This window comes from Marinobacter alkalisoli, assembly GCF_045449795.1.
Classification (GTDB): domain Bacteria; phylum Pseudomonadota; class Gammaproteobacteria; order Pseudomonadales; family Oleiphilaceae; genus Marinobacter.
Genome location: NZ_JBJJLB010000019.1, coordinates 1 through 18,236 on the forward strand (window position 1 = coordinate 1; position 18,236 = coordinate 18,236).

The following is an 18,236-nucleotide window of genomic DNA, read 5'->3' on the forward strand; positions in this document are numbered from 1 at the left end:
GGGTGGTTAGCTCAGCTGGGAGAGCATCGCCCTTACAAGGCGAGGGTCACTGGTTCGATCCCAGTACCACCCACCATTTTCTCCCCCATGAATGCGCGTAGGAACCGAGCCATTTGGCTGTCGGTGTTTTTGCGTGCCTGTGTGGTTTGTAGGTCGGATTAGGCCCGGAGGGCCGTAATCCGACACCACTTATACCGGCGTTACTTACCAATCAACGACTGCCCACATACCCGCACAACGTTCCCGTTCACGCCGTTCGAGCCAGGGTTGCAATACCACGCGATGGCCTCGGCCACGTCGACCGGCTGGCCGCCCTGGGACAGGCTGTTCATGCGACGGCCCGCTTCTCGGATGGTCAGGGGCATGGCGGCTGTCATTTGCGTCTCAATAAAGCCAGGCGCGATGGCATTAATGGTGATGCCGTTCTTCAGCTGCTTTGCTATGGCTTCGACATAACCGATCACGCCGGACTTGGCCGTGGAGTAGTTGGTCTGGCCGAAGTTGCCGGCGATGCCGCTGATGGAAGAGATGCACACGATACGGCCATTCTCGCGCAGAAGCTCGCGATGCATCAGCTCTTCATCGATCAGTTCTTCGGCGGTGAGGTTTACCGCGATGGTCATGTCCCAGAAGTGCTCCGGCATATTGCCCAGGGTTTTGTCGCGGGTGATGCCGGCGTTGTGGACGACCAGATCGATGCCGCCAAAATGCTCTTCCGCGAAATCGGCAATCAGCTTTGGTGCGCCAGCATCGGTAATGTCACAGGCCAGGGCCTTGCCCTTGATGGCGTCGGTGACTTTCTGCAGCTCTTCCATGGCTGGCGGAATATCCAGGCCAATCACGGTGGCTCCGTCCCGGGCCAGGGTTTCAGCAATGGACGCGCCGATACCACGGGAAGCGCCGGTGACCAGGGCAACTTTACCGGACAGCGGAGCAACCGGATTGGTGGCCGGGGCCGCGGTGCTCTTGCCGATGCGGGCCACCTGGCCGGAGACATAGGCCGAGCGGGCAGACAGGAAGAAGCGGATGCTGGAATCCAGTTGTTTGTCCGCACCTGGAGCCATCCACAGCAGGTTTGCGGTCGCCCCTTTCTTGCCGATTTCCTTGCCGACGGCGCGAACGAAGCCTTCAAGCGCCTGCTGTGCAGCGGCCTGGGCCGGTTTGCGGCAGGTAGCGGGGTCCTGGCCAATGACCAGTACGCGGGCGTTGCCGCCGAGTTTCTTGATGGTCGGATGGTAGAAATCGTACAGCGCACGCAGATCGTCAGGCGATTTCATGCCCGTGGCATCAAACACCAGGGCCGAGAATTTTTCATTGATTTCGCCGCCGACATTCAGGGGCTGGGCCTTGTTGCCAGCCTTGGCGGAATCCTTCAAAGTATCCGGACCATCCGCATGATGCACCTTGGCAGCGCTGGCTCCCAGCACGCTGCCGATGGCGCTGATGGCCTTGGCGCCACTGGCGGCGCCGACCAATACATTGCCTTCGATGAATGGCTGGTCGCTGCGCTTCCAGCGATTGAGGGGAACCGGGGACGGCAAGCCAAGGGATTGGGCCGCCGTTTTGCCCACCGGCGTGTTGACGAATTTGAGGTAGATGTCAGACATAAGAGCGTTCCTTCATAGTGTGTTCAACGGTGGCCATGCAATCGGATTCACCGTGAGCAATGGTTTTGAGTCGTTGTACAGGTTAAGGATTCAGGCGGCATTTGGATTGACTCAATGCCCTGACCGGATTGTCAGGCATGCCAATGAGCCAGACCCCGTTAGCGCTAGACTGCTCCGCAATGGATACACACGTTAATACAGGATCACATCATGGCACAGGCACAGAAAACCACACAGAAGAAAACCACATCGGCCCCGCGCAAGCCAAAAACCAATGCGCCGGCCGGCGTTCGCCGCGTTGCGATTATCGGTGGTAACCGGGTTCCGTTTGCTCGCTCCAACACCGCCTACAGCAAAATCAGCAACCAGGAGCTGCTGACGTCCGCGCTGCGGGGGCTGGTGGACCGTTTTGGCCTGCAGGGCCAGCGTATGGGGGAGGTGGTTGCCGGTGCGGTGATCAAGCATTCCCGCGATTTCAACCTGACCCGTGAATCCGTGCTCAGCTCCGGCCTGGCACCCGAAACTTCCGCCTATGATGTCCAGCAGGCGTGTGGCACCGGTCTGGAGGCTGCCATCCTGGTGGCTAACAAGATTGCACTGGGACAGATTGAATGCGGCATCGCCGGAGGCACAGACACTACGTCTGACGCGCCGATTGGAGTAGGTGAGGGGTTGCGTGAAATTCTTCTCGACCTCAACCGCGCCAAAACCACCAAGGACCGTCTGAAGATTCTGGGTCGTTTCCGCCCGGGCCACTTGGTGCCGGAAATTCCGGAAAATGGTGAGCCTCGCACGGGTATGTCCATGGGCGATCACTGCCAGGTGACGGCTCACGAGTGGAAGATTCCCCGCGATGAGCAGGATCAGTTGACCTTTGATAGCCATCAGAAGCTGGCCAAGGCCTATGAAGAAGGTTTCTTTGATGACCTGATCACCCCGCTGGCGGGTCTCGACAAGGACAATATCCTGCGTCCGGACACCACGCTGGAGAAGCTGGCGACCCTGAAGCCTTGCTTTGACCGTGAAAACGGCACCATGACTGCCGCCAACAGCACCGCCCTGACCGATGGCGCCTCCTGTGTGCTACTGGCCAGCGAAGAGTGGGCCAAGGCCAATAACATGGAAGTGCAGGCCTACCTGACCTTCTCCGAAGTGGCCGCCGTGGATTTCGTGGACAAGAAAGAAGGCCTGCTGATGGCCCCGGCCTACGCCGTGCCCCGGATGCTGGAAAAGGCAGGGCTGACCCTGCAGGATTTCGATTTTTACGAAATTCACGAGGCGTTTGCCGCTCAGGTTCTGTCGACCCTGAAAGCCTGGGAAGACCCCGCTTTCTGCAAGGACCGTCTGGGCCTCGACAAGCCGCTGGGCAGCATCGATCGCAGCAAGATGAACATCAAGGGCAGTAGCCTGGCAACGGGGCACCCGTTTGCCGCCACCGGTGGCCGTATCGTCGCTACCCTGGCGAAGCTGCTGGAACAGAAAGGCAGCGGCCGTGGCCTGATTTCCATCTGCGCTGCAGGTGGTCAGGGTGTGACGGCGATCCTCGAGCGATAAGTTTTGGGCTCCAAAGGGAAAAACTGAACTTTCCCTTTGACAGACGCGGGTCCGACCCTTATCATGCGCACCTCGTTGATCGGGGGTTCCCCGGTAAACAACCAGTTTGATGCGGGGTGGAGCAGTCTGGTAGCTCGTCGGGCTCATAACCCGAAGGTCGTTGGTTCGAATCCAGCCCCCGCTACCATATTAAGAAAAGCCGGTCTTTGACCGGCTTTTCTTGTTTCTGAAGAGGGCTTTTGTGTCGCTCTCATAATCTACCCGCACTAACATTGCTATCTGCTTGCATTGTCGCTTCTTTCTGACCACATTCTTACCGTCAGATCCTCTCCCCAGCTCGTCTGCATCATGTGTTTTATTTAATTTGCATGATAAGAATTCTTCTTTCGGCGCCCTCCGGGAATGTGTTAAAACTAAAAGCGCTCTGATTAATATCAAAACCGGATATCTCTATGTCATCGACCACACGTTATAAGGGACTGTTACAGTTGGGGCTTTGCCTCCTGCTGATGACGGGCTTTACGCTGTGGTCGGCGTCCTGGAGCGCGCCCGCCTTCCACGAAGGCCAGGTTGACCAGCTCGGGGACAGCTCCCCATCGTTCCTGGTGGACAGCGGTGACAATCCTTCCGGCGATGATCCGTATTCCGCCACGCCCCAATCCTCCTCAGACGCACCTGTTGACGCAACGTCATTGCTGGTCGGGATGGGCGTGGGCGTTGTCCGGCGCATCCGTATTGTCAGCTACCCGGTACTGCCCCAGGCGCCACCCGCACTCACCTGATTCCGCTTCCATACACGCCAGTATTTGATGATCCTCGGTTGAGGACCTGCTGCGTGTGCCTGCAAGAATTAACGTGAGAACGTCCATTATGAGCAACCAATTTCAGTCCCTGCGCCTGCGCAGCCTCAATGGCACCTATTCCATTCATGGTCTCGAACCCTCGTTGAATCTGGATGTCCAAGATTCTGCAATCCATTTGCTGACGGATTTCCTGACCCGGAAACCTCCGGTCATGGATTCGCAACTGAGCGTTCCCGAAGCCCGGTCGCGAATGAACCAGGCGGATACCGCGATCAAGCTGGTGGTGAATGCGGAGGGCGACTATGTTGGGGTTATCAGCCTGGATGTCCTTAACGGTGAGGTGCCGCTGGGGCTCGCCGCTCGTCGGGGCGTCGCTGCAAGCGATATCCTGGTCCAGGACATCATGATTCGGATAAACGACCTGCCCGCCATTCACTACCGCGACCTGATAGAGGCGTCGGTGGGCGAATTGGTGTCAACATTTGATAAGACCCACAAACCCTGTCTGTTGATTATGGATGATGACCAGGAGGGCAGAGCGGCGCTCCGGGGCATGGTTCTGGCGGCAGACCTTGCCGCCCGTTCGCGGATTTCGCTGGATCTGAAGCCCCGTGCTACGTCGTTCTCGGAGATCGTCAACGCCGTGCAGGGACGGTTCTGAAGGCCTGTTCACCGGCGGCGCCGCGTGATCGCGGCGCCGTTTCATGCACTACAGGAGGTACCCAATGGCCATAAGCAAATTGCTGATTGCCAATCGTGGGGAGATCGCCGTCAGGATTGCCCGGGCCTGCAAGGAGCTGGGCATCCGTTCGGTGGCTATTTTTTCCGAGGCGGATCGTTACGCCTTGCACGTCAAGAAGGCCGATGAGTCCCATCGCATCGGCAGTGATCCGCTCGCGGGCTATCTGAACCCGCACCACATCGTGAACCTGGCGGTGGAAACCGGTTGTGATGCGCTGCATCCCGGTTACGGTTTTCTGTCCGAGAACGCCGAGCTGGCGGCAATCTGCCGGCAGCGTGGTATCACGTTTGTGGGACCATCCGCCGAGGCCATTGCTGCCATGGGTGACAAAACCCGGGCACGGCAAACGGCGCTGGCCGCCGGTGTTCCGGTAACGCCCGGTTCGGATGGCAATTTATCCGATGTGGAAGACGCGGTGAACCAGGCCGCCGCCATCGGCTATCCGGTGATGCTGAAAGCCACGTCAGGAGGCGGCGGCCGGGGGATTCGCCGCTGCGATAATGAGAAGGAACTGCGCCAGAACTACGAGCGGGTTATCTCGGAGGCCACCAAAGCCTTTGGCAGTGCCGAGGTGTTTCTGGAGAAATGCATCATCGAGCCCCGTCACATCGAGGTGCAGATTCTCGCGGACAGCCAGGGCTCCGTGGTTCATCTCTATGAACGGGACTGTTCCATCCAGCGGCGTAACCAGAAGCTGATTGAGGTGGCACCGTCACCCCAGCTGAACGACGAACAGCGTGAGTACATCGGACAACTGGCGGTGCGCGTGGCCCGGGAATGCGGTTACGTCAATGCCGGCACGGTGGAGTTCCTGTTGGATCATGACGGCAGCTTCTATTTCATGGAGATGAATACCCGGGTGCAGGTGGAGCACACCATCACCGAGGAAATCACCGGCATTGATATCATCAAGTCCCAGATTCGCATCGCCGCCGGGGAGCCGCTGGGGCTGAGCCAGGAAGACATCAGCTACCGTGGCTTTGCGGCCCAGTTCCGTATCAATGCGGAAGATCCGAAAAACGGGTTCCTGCCGAGCTTCGGACGCATCAGCCGCTACTACTCCGCCGGTGGCCCCGGGGTGCGGACCGACGCCGCCATGTACAGCGGCTACGAGATTCCACCGTACTACGATTCCATGTGCGCCAAGCTGATCGTCTGGGCCCGAGACTGGCCAGAACTGATTGAGCGTTCCCATCGGGCGCTGTCGGACATGGCCATTTACGGTGTGCAAACCACCATTCCCTATTACCAGCAGATCCTGGACCACCCGGATTTCCGGGCGGCCCGTTTTAACACCGGTTTCGTGGAACGCAACCCGCAACTGCTGGAATACAGCTCCAAGACCCGCCCTGAATCCGTTGCCGCCGCGATTGCGGCCGCTATTGCCTCCCAGGCGGGCCTGTAACTGAATATTGGAGAGAACGTTCATGAGTAAACGCAAGATTCATATTACCGACGTTATCCTGCGGGACGCCCATCAGTCCCTGATTGCCACCCGCCTGCGTACGGAGGATATGCTGCCGGCCTGCGAATGGCTGGACCAGGCCGGTTACTGGTCACTGGAATGCTGGGGTGGCGCTACTTTCGACGCCTGTGTGCGGTTCCTCAAGGAAGACCCCTGGGAACGCCTGCGCACCCTGCGCCAGGCTCTGCCCAATACCCGCCTGCAGATGCTGCTGCGCGGTCAGAACCTGCTGGGGTATCGTCACTACGGTGATGATGTGGTGGAAGCGTTTGTGGCGAAAGCCGCCGAAAACGGCATAGACGTGTTCCGGATCTTTGATGCCCTCAACGATGTGCGCAATCTGGAAACCAGCATCCGTGCCGTCAAACAGGGCGGTAAACACGCCCAGGGTACCCTGTGTTACACCGTCAGCCCGGTGCACAACACCGACACCTACCTGGAGCAGGCCAAAGCCATGGTGGATCTGGGCGTCGACAGTATTGCCATCAAGGACATGGCCGGACTGCTGACACCAGCGGCCACGGCGGATCTGGTAGGGCAACTCAAACAGCAGTTCACGGTGCCGGTGTTCCTGCATTCCCACACCACCTCCGGCATGTCGCAGATGTGTCAGTGGGCGGCAGTCGAGGCGGGGGTCGATCATATCGACACGGCGTTGTCCGCCTTTGCCGGTGGCACCAGCCATCCGCCCACCGAATCCCTGGTGGCGGCGCTGCACGATGCGGGCTATGAGACCGGGCTGGATCTGGCGTTGCTGGAGAAGGCCAACAACCATTTCCGCGACGTGCGCGGCAAATACCATCAGTTCGAGAGCGCCTATAACGGCGTTGATACCTCCGTACTGTTGTCCCAGGTGCCTGGCGGGATGATGTCGAACCTGGCCAACCAGCTCAAGGAGCAAGGCGCACTGGAGCGTATTCGTGACGTGTTCCAGGAGATCCCCAGGGTGCGGGAAGATCTTGGCTATCCGCCGCTGGTTACCCCCACTTCCCAGATCGTCGGTACCCAGGCGGTGTTCAATGTGTTGTCCGACAAGCGCTACGACACCATCACCAATGAAGTGAAGAAATACCTGCAGGGCTGGTATGGCAAGGCGCCGGCGCCGGTCAACGCCCAGCTGCAGCGCCGTGCGGTGGGCCAGGAGGAGCTGATTGATGATCGCCCCGCAGACCACATTGCCCATGAACTGGCCACGTTACAGAACGATATAGGCCAGCTTGCGGCGTCCGACGAAGACGTTCTGACCTATGCCATGTTCCCGGATCAGGGCCGCAGCTTCCTCCAGCAGCGTCAGGACGGCACGCTGAAACCGGAACCCCTGGAGCCGAAACCGACGGCGCAGTCCGCCGGTGGCGTGTCCAGCGAGTTCCGTATCACCGTGCACGGGGAAACCTATGACATCCATGTGACTGGAGCCAACCCGGTCAATGAAACCGAACGGCGCTTCTTCATGACCGTGGACGGCATGCCGGAGGAAATTCACCTGGAATCTGTCGGTGACGTTTCCGAAGGCTCTCCGAAAAAACGGCGGGCCAACGCCTCCCGCGAGGGGCAGGTCACCACAACCATGCCGGGCAACATCGTGGACGTGCTGGTACAGCCGGGAGATACCGTCAGTGCCGGCGATCCGGTACTGGTGATCGAAGCCATGAAAATGGAAACCGAGGTCAAGGCGACGGTTTCCGGCAAGGTCTCGGAAGTCTTTATTGCCAAGGGCGACCGAGTGGTTCCCGGCGAGGTGCTGATCGAGATCGAGTAGGGAACCAGATACTCACGCAAAGCCCCGTTTGATCGTCTGGGCGATTGAGCAGGGTAAGGCGGCCGCCGTGCATCTCGGCAATCCGGTGTGCGATGGCCAGGCCCAGACCAGCACCAGATCCCTGGCGCTGGTCCAGTCGAGTGAACCGACTAACGGCTTTCTCGCGCTCCTTTGTGGGAATGCCGGGGCCTTGATCGCAGATAAGTACTTGGTACCCGTTGTTGATAGGTTCCAACCGGGTATTCACGGATGTGCCCGGCGGGCTGTACTGTATGGCGTTGGCGAGTAGCGATCGCATAAGCGTGTTTACTAGCGGGGCTTGGCAACGAATCATGGCCTGCCCTACACGATCGTCCAGGGACGGTTCGATGTGTTTTTGAAGCGCGAGTGGGGCTACGTCGGCAATGCTCTGGGCGACGATGTCGGAAAGATTGCGGTCCTCCGGACTGAAGCCGGTGCCTGACTCCAGCCGGCTCAGCAACAGCATCTGTTCCACCAGATGCACCATGCGATCTACCGACGCGGTCAGGTCGCTGAACTCTCCCGGATTCTTTTCATCGATTTTTTCCAGGTTCAGGCGTAACGCCGTTAGTGGCGTGCGTAGTTCGTGTGCAGCATCGGCGGAAAAACGCCGCTCTCGCTCCAGTGCGTCGTCCAGTCGTTTCAGTAGGCCGTTTACCGCACCCACCAGACCACTGACCTCTTTGGGGGCATGACGGGTTTCCAGTGGATGTATACTCTCCGGATCCATGTGGCGGATTGGGTTTTCCAATTTGCGTAATGGGCGAAACCCAAACTGAATGGCAAAAGCGACTGCAATGACCAGCAATGGCAAAGCTGCAAGCAAAGGCAGTATGTTACTCAGCGCCAGTTCCTGGCTGAGCTCCTGGCGAATGTCCTCGCGCTGGGCTGTCCGAATCCAATAACCGGTCTGTGTATCCTGAAGCGTGAAGGTGCGCCACTTGAAACCGGTGGCCTCGGACCAGGCATAGCCCGGGTTCAGAGCCTGATCATCGTTGGCGGCGAGGGTGTCGAGTATCGGTTCGCCTGCGGCGGTCCAGACTTCAAAGGCGAGTTTTTTCTCATACTTGTGGCCGGTGCCATCGGGAAGAATTTCATCGTAGTCGCCTTCGTCCAGGGCGCCCTGTGGAAGTTGGAGGGTTTGTTTGAGCATGCCCGCCAGTTGCTCGGAAGACTGGGTAGCGGCCAGATGTTGCACCAGTCCCTGCACCACGCGGGTACTCTGGGCAAGCTCTGCATCAAACAACTCCTCCAGTTCGTGGTTGCTCTCGATGTAGCTCCACGTTGCCGCCGCTGAGGCAATCAGCATAACGATGGCGGCGACCAGCAGAATCAGCGTGCGGGTCAGGGACATTCCGACTCTCCGCAAAGGGCGGCCTGCTGGCTGTCCAACAGATAGCCCACACCCCGGATGGTACGAATCACGGTTTTACCCACACGCCTCCGCAAATGATGGATGTGGACCTCCAGGGAATTGCTCTCGGCGCCGTGGTCCCAGCCATAGAGCTGTTCTTCCAGCCGGCGGCGCGTCGCCACCTGGTCCGGGTTGCGCATCAGGTAGTGCAGTATCTGAGCCTCGCTGCGGGGCAGGTTGAAGGACTGTTCGCCGATAGTGAGCTGGCCGGAATCCGGATTCAGGCTGATGCTGCCCACACTGAGGTCTGAGGTGCCGGACTGGTTGCCGGCCAGGGCACCGCGGCGGGTCACTGCCCGAATGCGGGCTTTGAGTTCAGCCATGGCGAAGGGCTTGGTAAGGTAGTCGTCGGCGCCGGCGTCCAGCCCCTGCAGTTTTTCGTTCAGGCCCGGTCGAGCGGTGAGAATAATGATGGGGGTGGGCGTGCCCTGGTCACGCGCTCGTGCCAGCACATCCAGTCCGTCCAGTCGTGGTAGCGTCAGATCCAGAATGGCGAGATCAAAATGTTCTCCGGTCAACGCATTGAGCGCCTGCTGGCCGTCGTCCAACCAGTCAATCGTATGGTGTTCATCCCTCAGCATGGTGAGCATTGTGTTTGCCAGCATGTGATCGTCTTCCACAAGCAGAATGCGCATTCGATTGGTTCCGTGATCCGATTGGATTTCGCTTAATTCTGGCACAGAAAGCTTAACGTCGGCTTAAGAAAACAATCGGGTTCCGTTAAGCCAGTCTTAAGTCTTGCCCCTTAGTCTGGATGCCATTCAAGGGGGAATCTTATGACCGAATGTCTGACTATGCCCACCGGTATTGATCTTCGTTCCGGGGAAGCGCGACCGGTGGTGCGCTGCGGCAACCGCCATTTGTGCGAGATACGTTCACACACCGCCAGTGAGCAACGGGCCGCCGATTTTATTCGCCGGCGGTTCCAGCAAGCCTATGGCGCGCGACCGACACTGCATATGCCTCCATTGATGGCTCTATTGTCAGAACATGGCACTTTGCTGGCTGCGGTTGGACTGCGTCGAGCGGCAAGGGAACGGCTGTTTCTGGAGGATTATCTGGACCAGCCCGTTGAAATCTGCCTGCCAAACACTTTTGCCAGGCGGGACTCGGTGGTGGAAGTTGCACACCTGGCCGGTGTCGAAACCGGTATCAGCCGGCCACTGTTTGCGGCGCTGGCGGTTTGGCTGCAGCACTCGGGGGTCGAGTGGGTGGTCTGCACCGGCACCGTTCAGCTGCGGAATGGCTTCCAGCATCTGGGCATTGACGTTTTGGAGATTGGTGATGCTGACCCCGGTCGCCTGGCTGGTGCGGGCGCTGGTTGGGGCAGCTATTACCAGTGCCAGCCCCGGGTGCTGGCAATCAATGTCCGACAGGGTGTTGAAGGTTTGGGAGCCATTGGCCTGCTTCGGTATGTTCATCCTATTGAAGCCGACACGGCGGCTGTAGCGAACGCGCCCCGAATCACGGGAGGCGGCTATGGTCACTCTGCCTGAATTGTTCCAGCAGGTCGTCGCAGAGCGGCCGAACGCGACCGCGCTGGTTTCCGGCAACCTGCGGTACTCTTTTACGTCGCTCTTTCAGGCCGTGGAGGTAATTGCTGATCAGCTGCGGGCATGTGGGTTCACGCGATTGGGTCTGTGTGGCGACAATTCACCGGGTTGGGCTATTGCAGACCTGGCTTGCTTGAGTGCCGGCGTGGTGTGTGTGCCAGTTCCGCCATTTTTCTCCCCTCAGCAGCGAGACCACCTGGTTCGCTCGTCGGGCTTGCAGGCATTGTTATGGTCGGATGAGACAACAGGGCAAGTATCATTCGGACATGGCGTTTCCGCGAGCCCGTTGCAGAAATCCGAGGAGACGGTTGATCTGCCTGGGAACACTGTGAAAATCACCTTCACCTCCGGCAGCACCGGTACACCCAGAGGTGTCTGCCTCTCCCGGACGCACCTGGCTGCAACGGCAGTTGCACTGAGAGACCGGCTGCGAGCGAACGCCGGTAGCTATCATCTTTGTATCCTGCCCCTGGCCACTTTGCTGGAAAATGTCGCGGGGCTTTACCTTCCGCTGTTGCTGGGGGGCACGATTCGGGTTGAACCTCTTGCTGCGCTGGGGATGGCGGGAAGCAGTGGGGTCGACGTCAATCACCTGGCCACCTCACTGAACCATTGGCAACCCGAGTCACTGATTCTGGTGCCAGAGTTGGCGAGACTGCTTGTGCAGCTGGCAGAGAGCAGCACCCTTGACGCTCAAGGCTTCCGTTTTCTGGCCGTTGGTGGCGGCAAAGTGGCCCCGGAGCTTCTGTTGCGTGCACAGGCACTCGGGTTACCCATGTTCGAAGGTTATGGCTTGTCCGAGTGTGGCTCGGTGGTCTCGTTGAATACCCCAGCGGATAACCACCCGGGTTCCGCCGGACGTCCTCTGGATCATGTTGATGTTTGTGTTGATGAGCGGCACCGCATTCTGGTCCGTGGCAATACCTTTCTGGGGTATCTGGGCGACGCCGCGCCACAAAGCCCTTGGCTGGATACCGGGGATCTGGGGAGCCTGTCGGACGAGGGTTTTCTGACGGTGGATGGCCGCTCAAAGAACCTGCTAATCACCAGTTTTGGTCGCAACGTCAGCCCGGAATGGCTGGAAAGCGAGCTGCTTCAGGCCTTGGGTGCACAGCAGGTCGTCGTGTTCGGTGACGGTGAGGCTCAACCCCGCGCGCTGATTTTCAGGCAGCCTGACAGTTTCCCCGATTCGAGAGAGCATCTGGTCGCGATGTGTCGCCAGTTGAATGACCGGTTGCCGGATTATGCCCGGTTGGAGCACCTGTACCTGCTGCGTGCGCCGCTGTCCGTTAATAGCGGTCATCTGACGGCCAATGGCCGGCTGATGAGGCACCGCGTTCACTCCGATTTACCCCAAATCATTGCTCACAGTGACATGATTTCTACCACCCAGCCAGGAGAAACCACCATGGCATTTTTTGATCGGCTTCAGGCCGAAACCGCACAGGCCCGCACCCATGTGACCGGTGCCCCCGTTATTCAGGCTGTCCAGGGGGGACGGATGACGCTGGAGGGCTATACCTGGTTCCTGACTCAGGCCTTCCACCACGTAAAACATACGGTTCCGCTGATGATGGCGTGCGGCGGCCGCCTGCCGGAGCATCTTGAAGACGTTCGCAAGGCGCTGGTGGAGTACATTGAGGAGGAGTATGGCCACCACGAGTGGATTCTCAATGATCTGCACGCCTGTGGCGAGGACCGTGAAGAGCGCCGTGCCAGCCAGCCGGATCTGTCTATCGAGCTGATGGTGGCCTACCTCTATCACCAGATCGACCGGGGCAACCCGGCGGCGTTTTTCGGCATGGTGCAGGTGCTGGAGGGTACGTCCATTGAGTTGGCTACCCCCCTGGCTCAACAGATCCAACGGCAGTTGCAGTTGCCGGACACGGCATTCAGCTACCTGTACTCACACGGTGATTTGGATCAAGGGCATTTCGAGTTTTTCCGCGATCTGATGAGCAGCATTGCCGACCCCGGCGATCAACAGGCCATCATCGACTCTGCGCGAGTGGTCTACCGGTTGTACGGTGACATGCTTCATCGCATTCCGTTGCCGGCGGCGGTGGCAAAACACAAGGAGTCTGACCATGCAACTGCGTGACCGACGCTTCCTGTTGCTGGGCGGCACCGGTGGCATTGGTCGGGCACTGATGACCGAGCTGCTGGCGAAGGGCGCGAGGGTGCTGGTGGCTTCGCGGCAGTCTGAAGGATTGCAGTTACCCCAGGGTGCTTCTGCGGTAAAGCTGGATCTGGCGGCAACGGATCTGGAGCAGCAACTTCAGACCATCACTGACAGCTGGCCGGATATCTACGGGATTATTCACTGTGCCGGGCAGAATCAGTTTTCCGGGCTGTCGCAAACAGCGGTCTCTGCCATCGACAGTCAACTGGCGGTCAATCTGCGTAGCCCCATGCTGGTGGCTCGCCAGTTTGCCCCGCGATTCAGTGCGGCTGGCGAGGGGACGCTGGTGTTCGTCGGCTCAACCTTCGGCAGCATCGGCTATCCCGGCTACACCGCCTATTGCGCCACCAAGTTCGGGCTACGGGGATTCACCGAAGCCCTGCGCAGGGAGCTGGCAGACACCCCGGTTAAAGTGCTTTACGTAGCGCCCCGCGCCACAGCCACTGCAATGAACCCGGATGCGGTCAACCGCCTCAATCAGGCGCTTGGCAATTCGGTGGACTCACCCGAGCGGGTCGCGCGGACCATCGTTCATGCCATGGCCCGCGATCAGCGCCGTTGCTTCATGGGCTGGCCGGAGCGGCTGTTTGTGGTGATCAATGGTGTTCTGCCACGGCTGGTGGACAGGGCGATGTTCAAACAACTGCCGGTGATTCGGCGTTATCTGGAATCCGGAGCCTCCTCATGAATCGTCCTGGTTTAATGTTCGCATTGTTATTGATATTGCCGTGGGCCATGCCGCTCTGGGCCGATACCATGGAATCGGACCTTGTCCGCATCCAGCAACGCTGGGCCGAGATCCAGTATCAACTGCCGGGGGAAGAAAAGGCCAAGGCGTTCGAGGCTCTGGCCGACGACGCCGAGGCACTGGTGGCGGTCAACCCGGATCGCGCCGAGCCGCGCATCTGGCTGGCCATTGTGCTTAGCACCTGGGCAGGTGAGAAGGGCGGGCTAGGCGCACTGGGCCTGGTAAAGGATGCGCGCCGCCAGCTTGAAAAGGCGTTGGAAATTGACGCAATGGCCCTGGAAGGCTCAGCGTATACTTCCTTGGGATCACTGTATTATCAGGTCCCCGGCTGGCCGCTGGGCTTCGGTGACGATGACAAGGCGCGCCGGTATCTGCAGAAGGCTCTGGCTATCAATCCCGACGGCATTGATCCGAACTTTTTCTTTGGAGATTACCTGCTGGAGCAGGGGGAGAAGACCCGCGCCAGACAGTATCTGGAACGGGCCCTCGCGGCACCGGATCGCAACGGGCGTGAGGTCGCGGATCAGGGGCGCCGGGAGGAAATCCGGGAGAGGCTGGCGCGCCTGGCGAATTTCTGAAGGATGGACAAGCAAACCTGTATGGTCAGAAACCCACTGGTGGCGTAAAACCCGCCAGACCTTCCTGCTCCAGCAGTTCCGCAAAACGGAGCGTGGTCAGGTCTTTCCCCGGGGCGCCAATCACCTGCACGTTGAACGGCAGTCCGTCCTTGCTGCGGCCAACAGGCACCGATGTGGCAGGCAGGCCGAGGAGAGTGGCGAAGGCAATCCAGCAGAACTGGTCCATATAGGCCCTGGGCTGACCAGCGACGGAGATGCGACGCTTGAACACCGGGTGACTGTGATCATGGGGTATCGCCGTGGTGGGGGTGACCGGCGTGAGCAGCACGTCAAATTCCTCGAACAGGGTGTCGATCTCTGCGCGCGTTTTCTCCCGCGTTTCACTCACCGCTATCCACTGGTGGACTGGCTGGTTCACGCCTCGTCCGTATTCGCCGATAAACGGGGTGAGGGGGCCCAGTAATTTCAGCCACTTTTCCAGGCGCGCCACCCAGAGCATCTGCCGCCGTTGGGCGGGCTTGAGGGACGTACTCAACAGGCTGCCCAGCAAGTTGAAGTAGGGCGGCAGGATATGTTCCAGGTTGAGCAGGGGGTGCCGGGCTTGTGCAACCAGGGCGCCCCGTTGTTCGAGTTCCCGCCCCAGGGTGCGGTAACCGTTGGTCAGCTCTTCCTCCACCGGGCAAAGCGGATCTTCCAGCCAAAGGCCAACGCGGGCCTGGTCCAGGGATGAAAAGGCGGCGGGCGCCATGTTCACCGACCAGCTGCGGGTTTCGAGTGGCGTGGGGCCGGCGATGACGCTCAGCAACAGTTGCAGATCCCTGGCGGTGCGGGCCAGCGGACCCCCTTCGGCCAGGTCCGGGCGGGACTGTGTGCCGGGCGGCCCCGGAATATGGCCGCGGAAGGACACCAGCGCCCTGGACGGTTTGTGACCGAATACCCCGCAGAAGTGGGCTGGAGTGCGGATCGAGCCTGCCAGGTCGCTGCCCACCTCCAGCGGGGTCATGCCGGCGGCCAGCGCCGCGGCGGCGCCACCGGATGAACCGCCGGGGGTGTGATCGCGGTTAAAGGGGTTGTTGGTCACGCCAAACAGTTTGTTGTAGCTCTGCAGATCGGTGGCGTAGATAGGCACGTTGGTCTTGCCGATAATGATGGCGCCAGCGTCCTCAAGGCGCTGGACCACATCGGCATGGTGTTGTGGCTGATGTTCCCGCAGTGCCGGCGCGCCCGCGGTGCAGGTCATGCCCGCCACTTCCCAGGTGTCCTTCAGTGTCAGGGGCAGGCCGTGCAGCGGGCCAAGGCTGGCGCCGGATGCGCGTTTGTCATCCGCCGCTCTGGCTTTCTTCAGCGCCTGTTGTTCGTCCAGGGTAACCACGGCATTGATGGTGTCGTTGTGATGCCGGACCTGGTCCAGAAAATGTTGTGTTACGGCTTCGCTGGTGAGTGTGCCGTTGTTGAGTTCCTGTACAAGCTCATGAGCTGGCCGGTAATGCAGGGCCTGTTGTGATGAAGGCATGGATCTCGACTCTTTTGCTGTTGTTATGGCAATTCTTCGCGCCAGTGTTTGACTCGCACCTGGGTCTTGACCGCATCCAGGATTTCCAGGATCAGGTTGATCAGTGCTTCGTTTGCGACGGATTCTGCCCGGGCGTCGTCCGGATCAGGCATGAACACGTTGACGATGTCTTCAATGAAGGCGTGGTTGGACGCAGACGCCAGGTCCTCGAGGATCTGGTGAATAACGTTGGCCACGATATCGCCTACCGCTTCTTCGAGGGTTTCCTGGATGGTGGGGCCCACCACCGGCAGGTACTTCAGCCGTGACAGTTCAAGGTTTTGTTTGAGGGCGCTGTCCACCCGGTCTTCCAGATAGCTTCGCAGCGCCCCGCGGTTGGGTACATAACCTTCCTGGGCTGCCTGGGCCACCCGTTGTGAAATCCAGTCCGTCAGCATGTCCTTTCGCGGATAGACGATGTCGTGCTGGATGCGTTCAAACAGCGGCGAACCTCGCTTTACCTCCTGTTGCACGCCGGACAACACCTTGAGCACGATGCGGTCCGACAGCTCTTCCATGAAGGCCTCATAGTAGAAGTTCACGAACTGGTACACGCGCATGCTGGTGACGTCGATAATCTTGTACTGATGCAGCCGGTAAACAATAGAGATAACCCGCAGGATCCGCAGGAAGCGGAAGCTGCCGACCGGGATACAACCTACCAGGTCATACCAGTGGATGAAGGGGTAGAAATACCAGCGGTCGTAAACACTGGCCTTCACTGCGTATCCCCAGCGAAGGAAAAATTCGGTGAGGAAGATGCTGACGAAGATCAGGTCATAGAACAGGAAGTTTTCGTGGATCGGCTCGTAAAGGCCATGAAATCCTGGCGTATGTTCCGCGAAAAAGCCTTCAATGGCGCTGAAGGCGTAGACAGAATCAAAAATGATCAGGGACAGGTTGGCGATGAGCAGGCTCAGCATCAGGAAGTCGATGATGAGCCAGATCGTCTGGTGACTGGTTTTGAGGTTTTCCCGGTTGATTTTCAGCATTCAGGTGCCTGAATTCCTGTGAATTTTCACACAGGTTAGCCTATTTCAACTCTGCGGACGACTTCCCGAGCAACCGGCGGGCGATGATCAGCAACTGAATCTGCTGGGTGCCCTCGAAAATATCGAGAATTTTTGAGTCACGGGCCCATTTCTCAAGCAGTTCGGTTTCGCCATAGCCCAGGCTGCTGCACAGTTCCACACAGCGCAGGGTGATGGTGTTGCCTACGCGTCCGGCTTTGGCCTTTGCCATCGACGCTTCTTTGGAGTTGGGCAGGCCGTTGTCGGCCATCCAGGCGGCCCGCAGGGTGAGCAGCCGGGCGGCTTCCAGCTCTGCTTCAAGCCGGTGAAGCTCGCGGGTTACGGCAGGCTGGGTCCAGGTCTGGGAGCGGTAGCAGAGGTCGATGCCCGTCCGTTCCACGATATCCCGGGTGCGCTCGAGCGCGGCGCGGGCCACGCCAATGGCCATGCCGGCCACCACCGGGCGGGTGTTGTCAAAGGTCTGCATGGCGCCGGCAAACCCCTTGTCGACGCTGATTTCCGGATCCCCCAGCAGGTTTTCTTTTGGTACCCGACAGTTTTCGAAGCGGATGGCGGCGGTATCGGAAGCGCGGATGCCGAGCTTCTTCTCCAGACGCTCAACGGTCATGCCGGGAGTGCCTTTCTCAACCACGAAGGATTTGATCGCGGCCCGCCCCTTGTTGCGGTCAAGGCTGGCCCAGACCACGACGGCGTTGGCCCGCTCGCCGGCGGTCACGTAGATTTTCTCACCATTGATCACGTAGTGGTCGCCATCCTCCCTGGCCGTGGTGCGGATGGCGGCGGAGTCGGACCCGGCTCCGGGTTCGGTGATGGCCATGGCCGCCCAGGTGTCGCCCAGCCGCGCCAGTTGTTGTTCGCTGGCAACGGCGGCGATGGCGGAATTGCCCAGCCCCTGGCGCGGGATGGATAAGGCCAGGCCGACATCGCCCCAGCACAGTTCCGTCAATCCCAGTACGGTTTTCATATTAGTGCCATTGCGATTGCCCGATCCGCCACCGTTGTCACCGGAGCGCGCCAGCTTGCCGGCGCCGGCGCCGCCATCCGGCGCGCCGTCGTTCATGCCGTCCATAATGGAGGCAAACATGTCCAGTTCCTTCGGGTAGGCGTGTTCCGCCCGGTCGTATTTGCGGGAAATGGGGCGGAAGACTTCCTGGGCGACCTGCCGGGCCTGGTGAACAATCGGGGTAAATTTTTTCGGTATTTCCAGGTTCATGGTGCTACTCCAGT

15 protein-coding genes and 2 tRNA genes are annotated in these 18,236 nt (G+C 59.5%); 11 read left to right on the forward strand and 6 right to left on the reverse strand.

What is annotated here, in order from left to right; genetic code table 11:
• A tRNA-Val gene (locus tag ACJO3M_RS08690) sits at nucleotides 1–76 on the forward strand.
• A 124-nt stretch (nucleotides 77–200) separates the two neighbouring features.
• Here ACJO3M_RS08690 and ACJO3M_RS08695 read toward each other — a convergent pair.
• Nucleotides 201–1,607, reverse strand: a complete 1,407-nt coding sequence (locus tag ACJO3M_RS08695) for a 3-oxoacyl-ACP reductase (RefSeq protein WP_407001005.1) — start codon at nucleotides 1,605–1,607, stop codon at nucleotides 201–203.
• 210 nt (nucleotides 1,608–1,817) lie between these two features.
• On the opposite strand from ACJO3M_RS08695, the gene ACJO3M_RS08700 reads away from it, so the two are divergent.
• From ACJO3M_RS08700 to oadA, 6 genes are all read left to right on the forward strand, one after another.
• Nucleotides 1,818–3,161 (forward strand): acetyl-CoA C-acetyltransferase, encoded by a 1,344-nt coding sequence (locus ACJO3M_RS08700; protein WP_407001006.1) that lies wholly within the window; start codon nucleotides 1,818–1,820, stop codon nucleotides 3,159–3,161.
• 110 nt (nucleotides 3,162–3,271) lie between these two features.
• Nucleotides 3,272–3,348: transfer RNA gene (locus tag ACJO3M_RS08705), tRNA-Met, on the forward strand.
• A 265-nt stretch (nucleotides 3,349–3,613) separates the two neighbouring features.
• Nucleotides 3,614–3,943, forward strand: a complete 330-nt coding sequence (locus tag ACJO3M_RS08710; RefSeq protein ID WP_407001007.1) for a hypothetical protein — start codon at nucleotides 3,614–3,616, stop codon at nucleotides 3,941–3,943.
• An 88-nt stretch (nucleotides 3,944–4,031) separates the two neighbouring features.
• Nucleotides 4,032–4,625 (forward strand): CBS domain-containing protein, encoded by a 594-nt coding sequence (locus tag ACJO3M_RS08715; RefSeq protein WP_407001008.1) that lies wholly within the window; start codon nucleotides 4,032–4,034, stop codon nucleotides 4,623–4,625.
• 64 nt (nucleotides 4,626–4,689) lie between these two features.
• On the forward strand, nucleotides 4,690–6,111 hold the full coding sequence (locus ACJO3M_RS08720; protein WP_407001009.1) for an acetyl-CoA carboxylase biotin carboxylase subunit: 1,422 nt from the start codon (nucleotides 4,690–4,692) through the stop codon (nucleotides 6,109–6,111).
• Between the two features lie 22 nt (nucleotides 6,112–6,133).
• Entirely contained in the window at nucleotides 6,134–7,930 is a 1,797-nt protein-coding gene (gene oadA / locus ACJO3M_RS08725) for a sodium-extruding oxaloacetate decarboxylase subunit alpha (RefSeq protein WP_407001010.1), read from the forward strand.
• On the opposite strand, the gene ACJO3M_RS08730 is transcribed toward oadA, so the two are convergent.
• Together ACJO3M_RS08730 and ACJO3M_RS08735 are read right to left on the reverse strand one after the other, a co-directional pair.
• A complete protein-coding gene (locus tag ACJO3M_RS08730; protein WP_407001012.1) occupies nucleotides 7,875–9,305 on the reverse strand; it encodes an ATP-binding protein in 1,431 nt (476 codons plus the stop codon). The genes oadA and ACJO3M_RS08730 overlap by 56 nt on opposite strands.
• Entirely contained in the window at nucleotides 9,296–10,000 is a 705-nt protein-coding gene (locus ACJO3M_RS08735; protein ID WP_407001013.1) for a response regulator transcription factor, read from the reverse strand. Before ACJO3M_RS08735 ends, ACJO3M_RS08730 begins: the two co-directional genes overlap by 10 nt.
• A 141-nt stretch (nucleotides 10,001–10,141) precedes the next feature.
• On the opposite strand from ACJO3M_RS08735, the gene ACJO3M_RS08740 reads away from it, so the two are divergent.
• Genes ACJO3M_RS08740 through ACJO3M_RS08755 form a run of 4 tightly spaced genes read left to right on the forward strand, consistent with a single transcriptional unit; the run spans nucleotide 10,142 to nucleotide 14,426 of the window.
• Complete coding sequence (locus ACJO3M_RS08740) at nucleotides 10,142–10,861, forward strand: thermostable hemolysin (protein WP_407001014.1); 720 nt, start codon at nucleotides 10,142–10,144, stop codon at nucleotides 10,859–10,861.
• Complete coding sequence (locus tag ACJO3M_RS08745) at nucleotides 10,845–13,019, forward strand: AMP-binding protein (protein WP_407001015.1); 2,175 nt, start codon at nucleotides 10,845–10,847, stop codon at nucleotides 13,017–13,019. The genes ACJO3M_RS08740 and ACJO3M_RS08745 overlap by 17 nt, the downstream gene beginning before the upstream one ends.
• Entirely contained in the window at nucleotides 13,006–13,788 is a 783-nt protein-coding gene (locus ACJO3M_RS08750) for an SDR family oxidoreductase (protein WP_407001016.1), read from the forward strand. Before ACJO3M_RS08745 ends, ACJO3M_RS08750 begins: the two co-directional genes overlap by 14 nt.
• A 14-nt stretch (nucleotides 13,789–13,802) precedes the next feature.
• Nucleotides 13,803–14,426 (forward strand): tetratricopeptide repeat protein, encoded by a 624-nt coding sequence (locus ACJO3M_RS08755; protein ID WP_407001145.1) that lies wholly within the window; start codon nucleotides 13,803–13,805, stop codon nucleotides 14,424–14,426.
• 25 nt (nucleotides 14,427–14,451) lie between these two features.
• Here the strand turns inward: ACJO3M_RS08755 and ACJO3M_RS08760 are convergent, their stop codons facing one another.
• The 3 genes from ACJO3M_RS08760 to ACJO3M_RS08770 are packed head-to-tail and all read right to left on the reverse strand — an operon-like array spanning nucleotide 14,452 to nucleotide 18,222.
• On the reverse strand, nucleotides 14,452–15,939 hold the full coding sequence (locus ACJO3M_RS08760; RefSeq protein WP_407001017.1) for an amidase: 1,488 nt from the start codon (nucleotides 15,937–15,939) through the stop codon (nucleotides 14,452–14,454).
• 23 nt (nucleotides 15,940–15,962) lie between these two features.
• Nucleotides 15,963–16,970 carry a hypothetical protein gene (locus ACJO3M_RS08765; RefSeq protein WP_407001018.1) on the reverse strand — a complete coding sequence of 336 codons (1,008 nt, stop codon included), beginning with the start codon at nucleotides 16,968–16,970 and terminating at the stop codon, nucleotides 15,963–15,965.
• Between the two features lie 40 nt (nucleotides 16,971–17,010).
• Nucleotides 17,011–18,222, reverse strand: a complete 1,212-nt coding sequence (locus tag ACJO3M_RS08770) for an acyl-CoA dehydrogenase family protein (RefSeq protein WP_407001019.1) — start codon at nucleotides 18,220–18,222, stop codon at nucleotides 17,011–17,013.
• Nucleotides 18,223–18,236 lie beyond the last annotated feature (14 nt).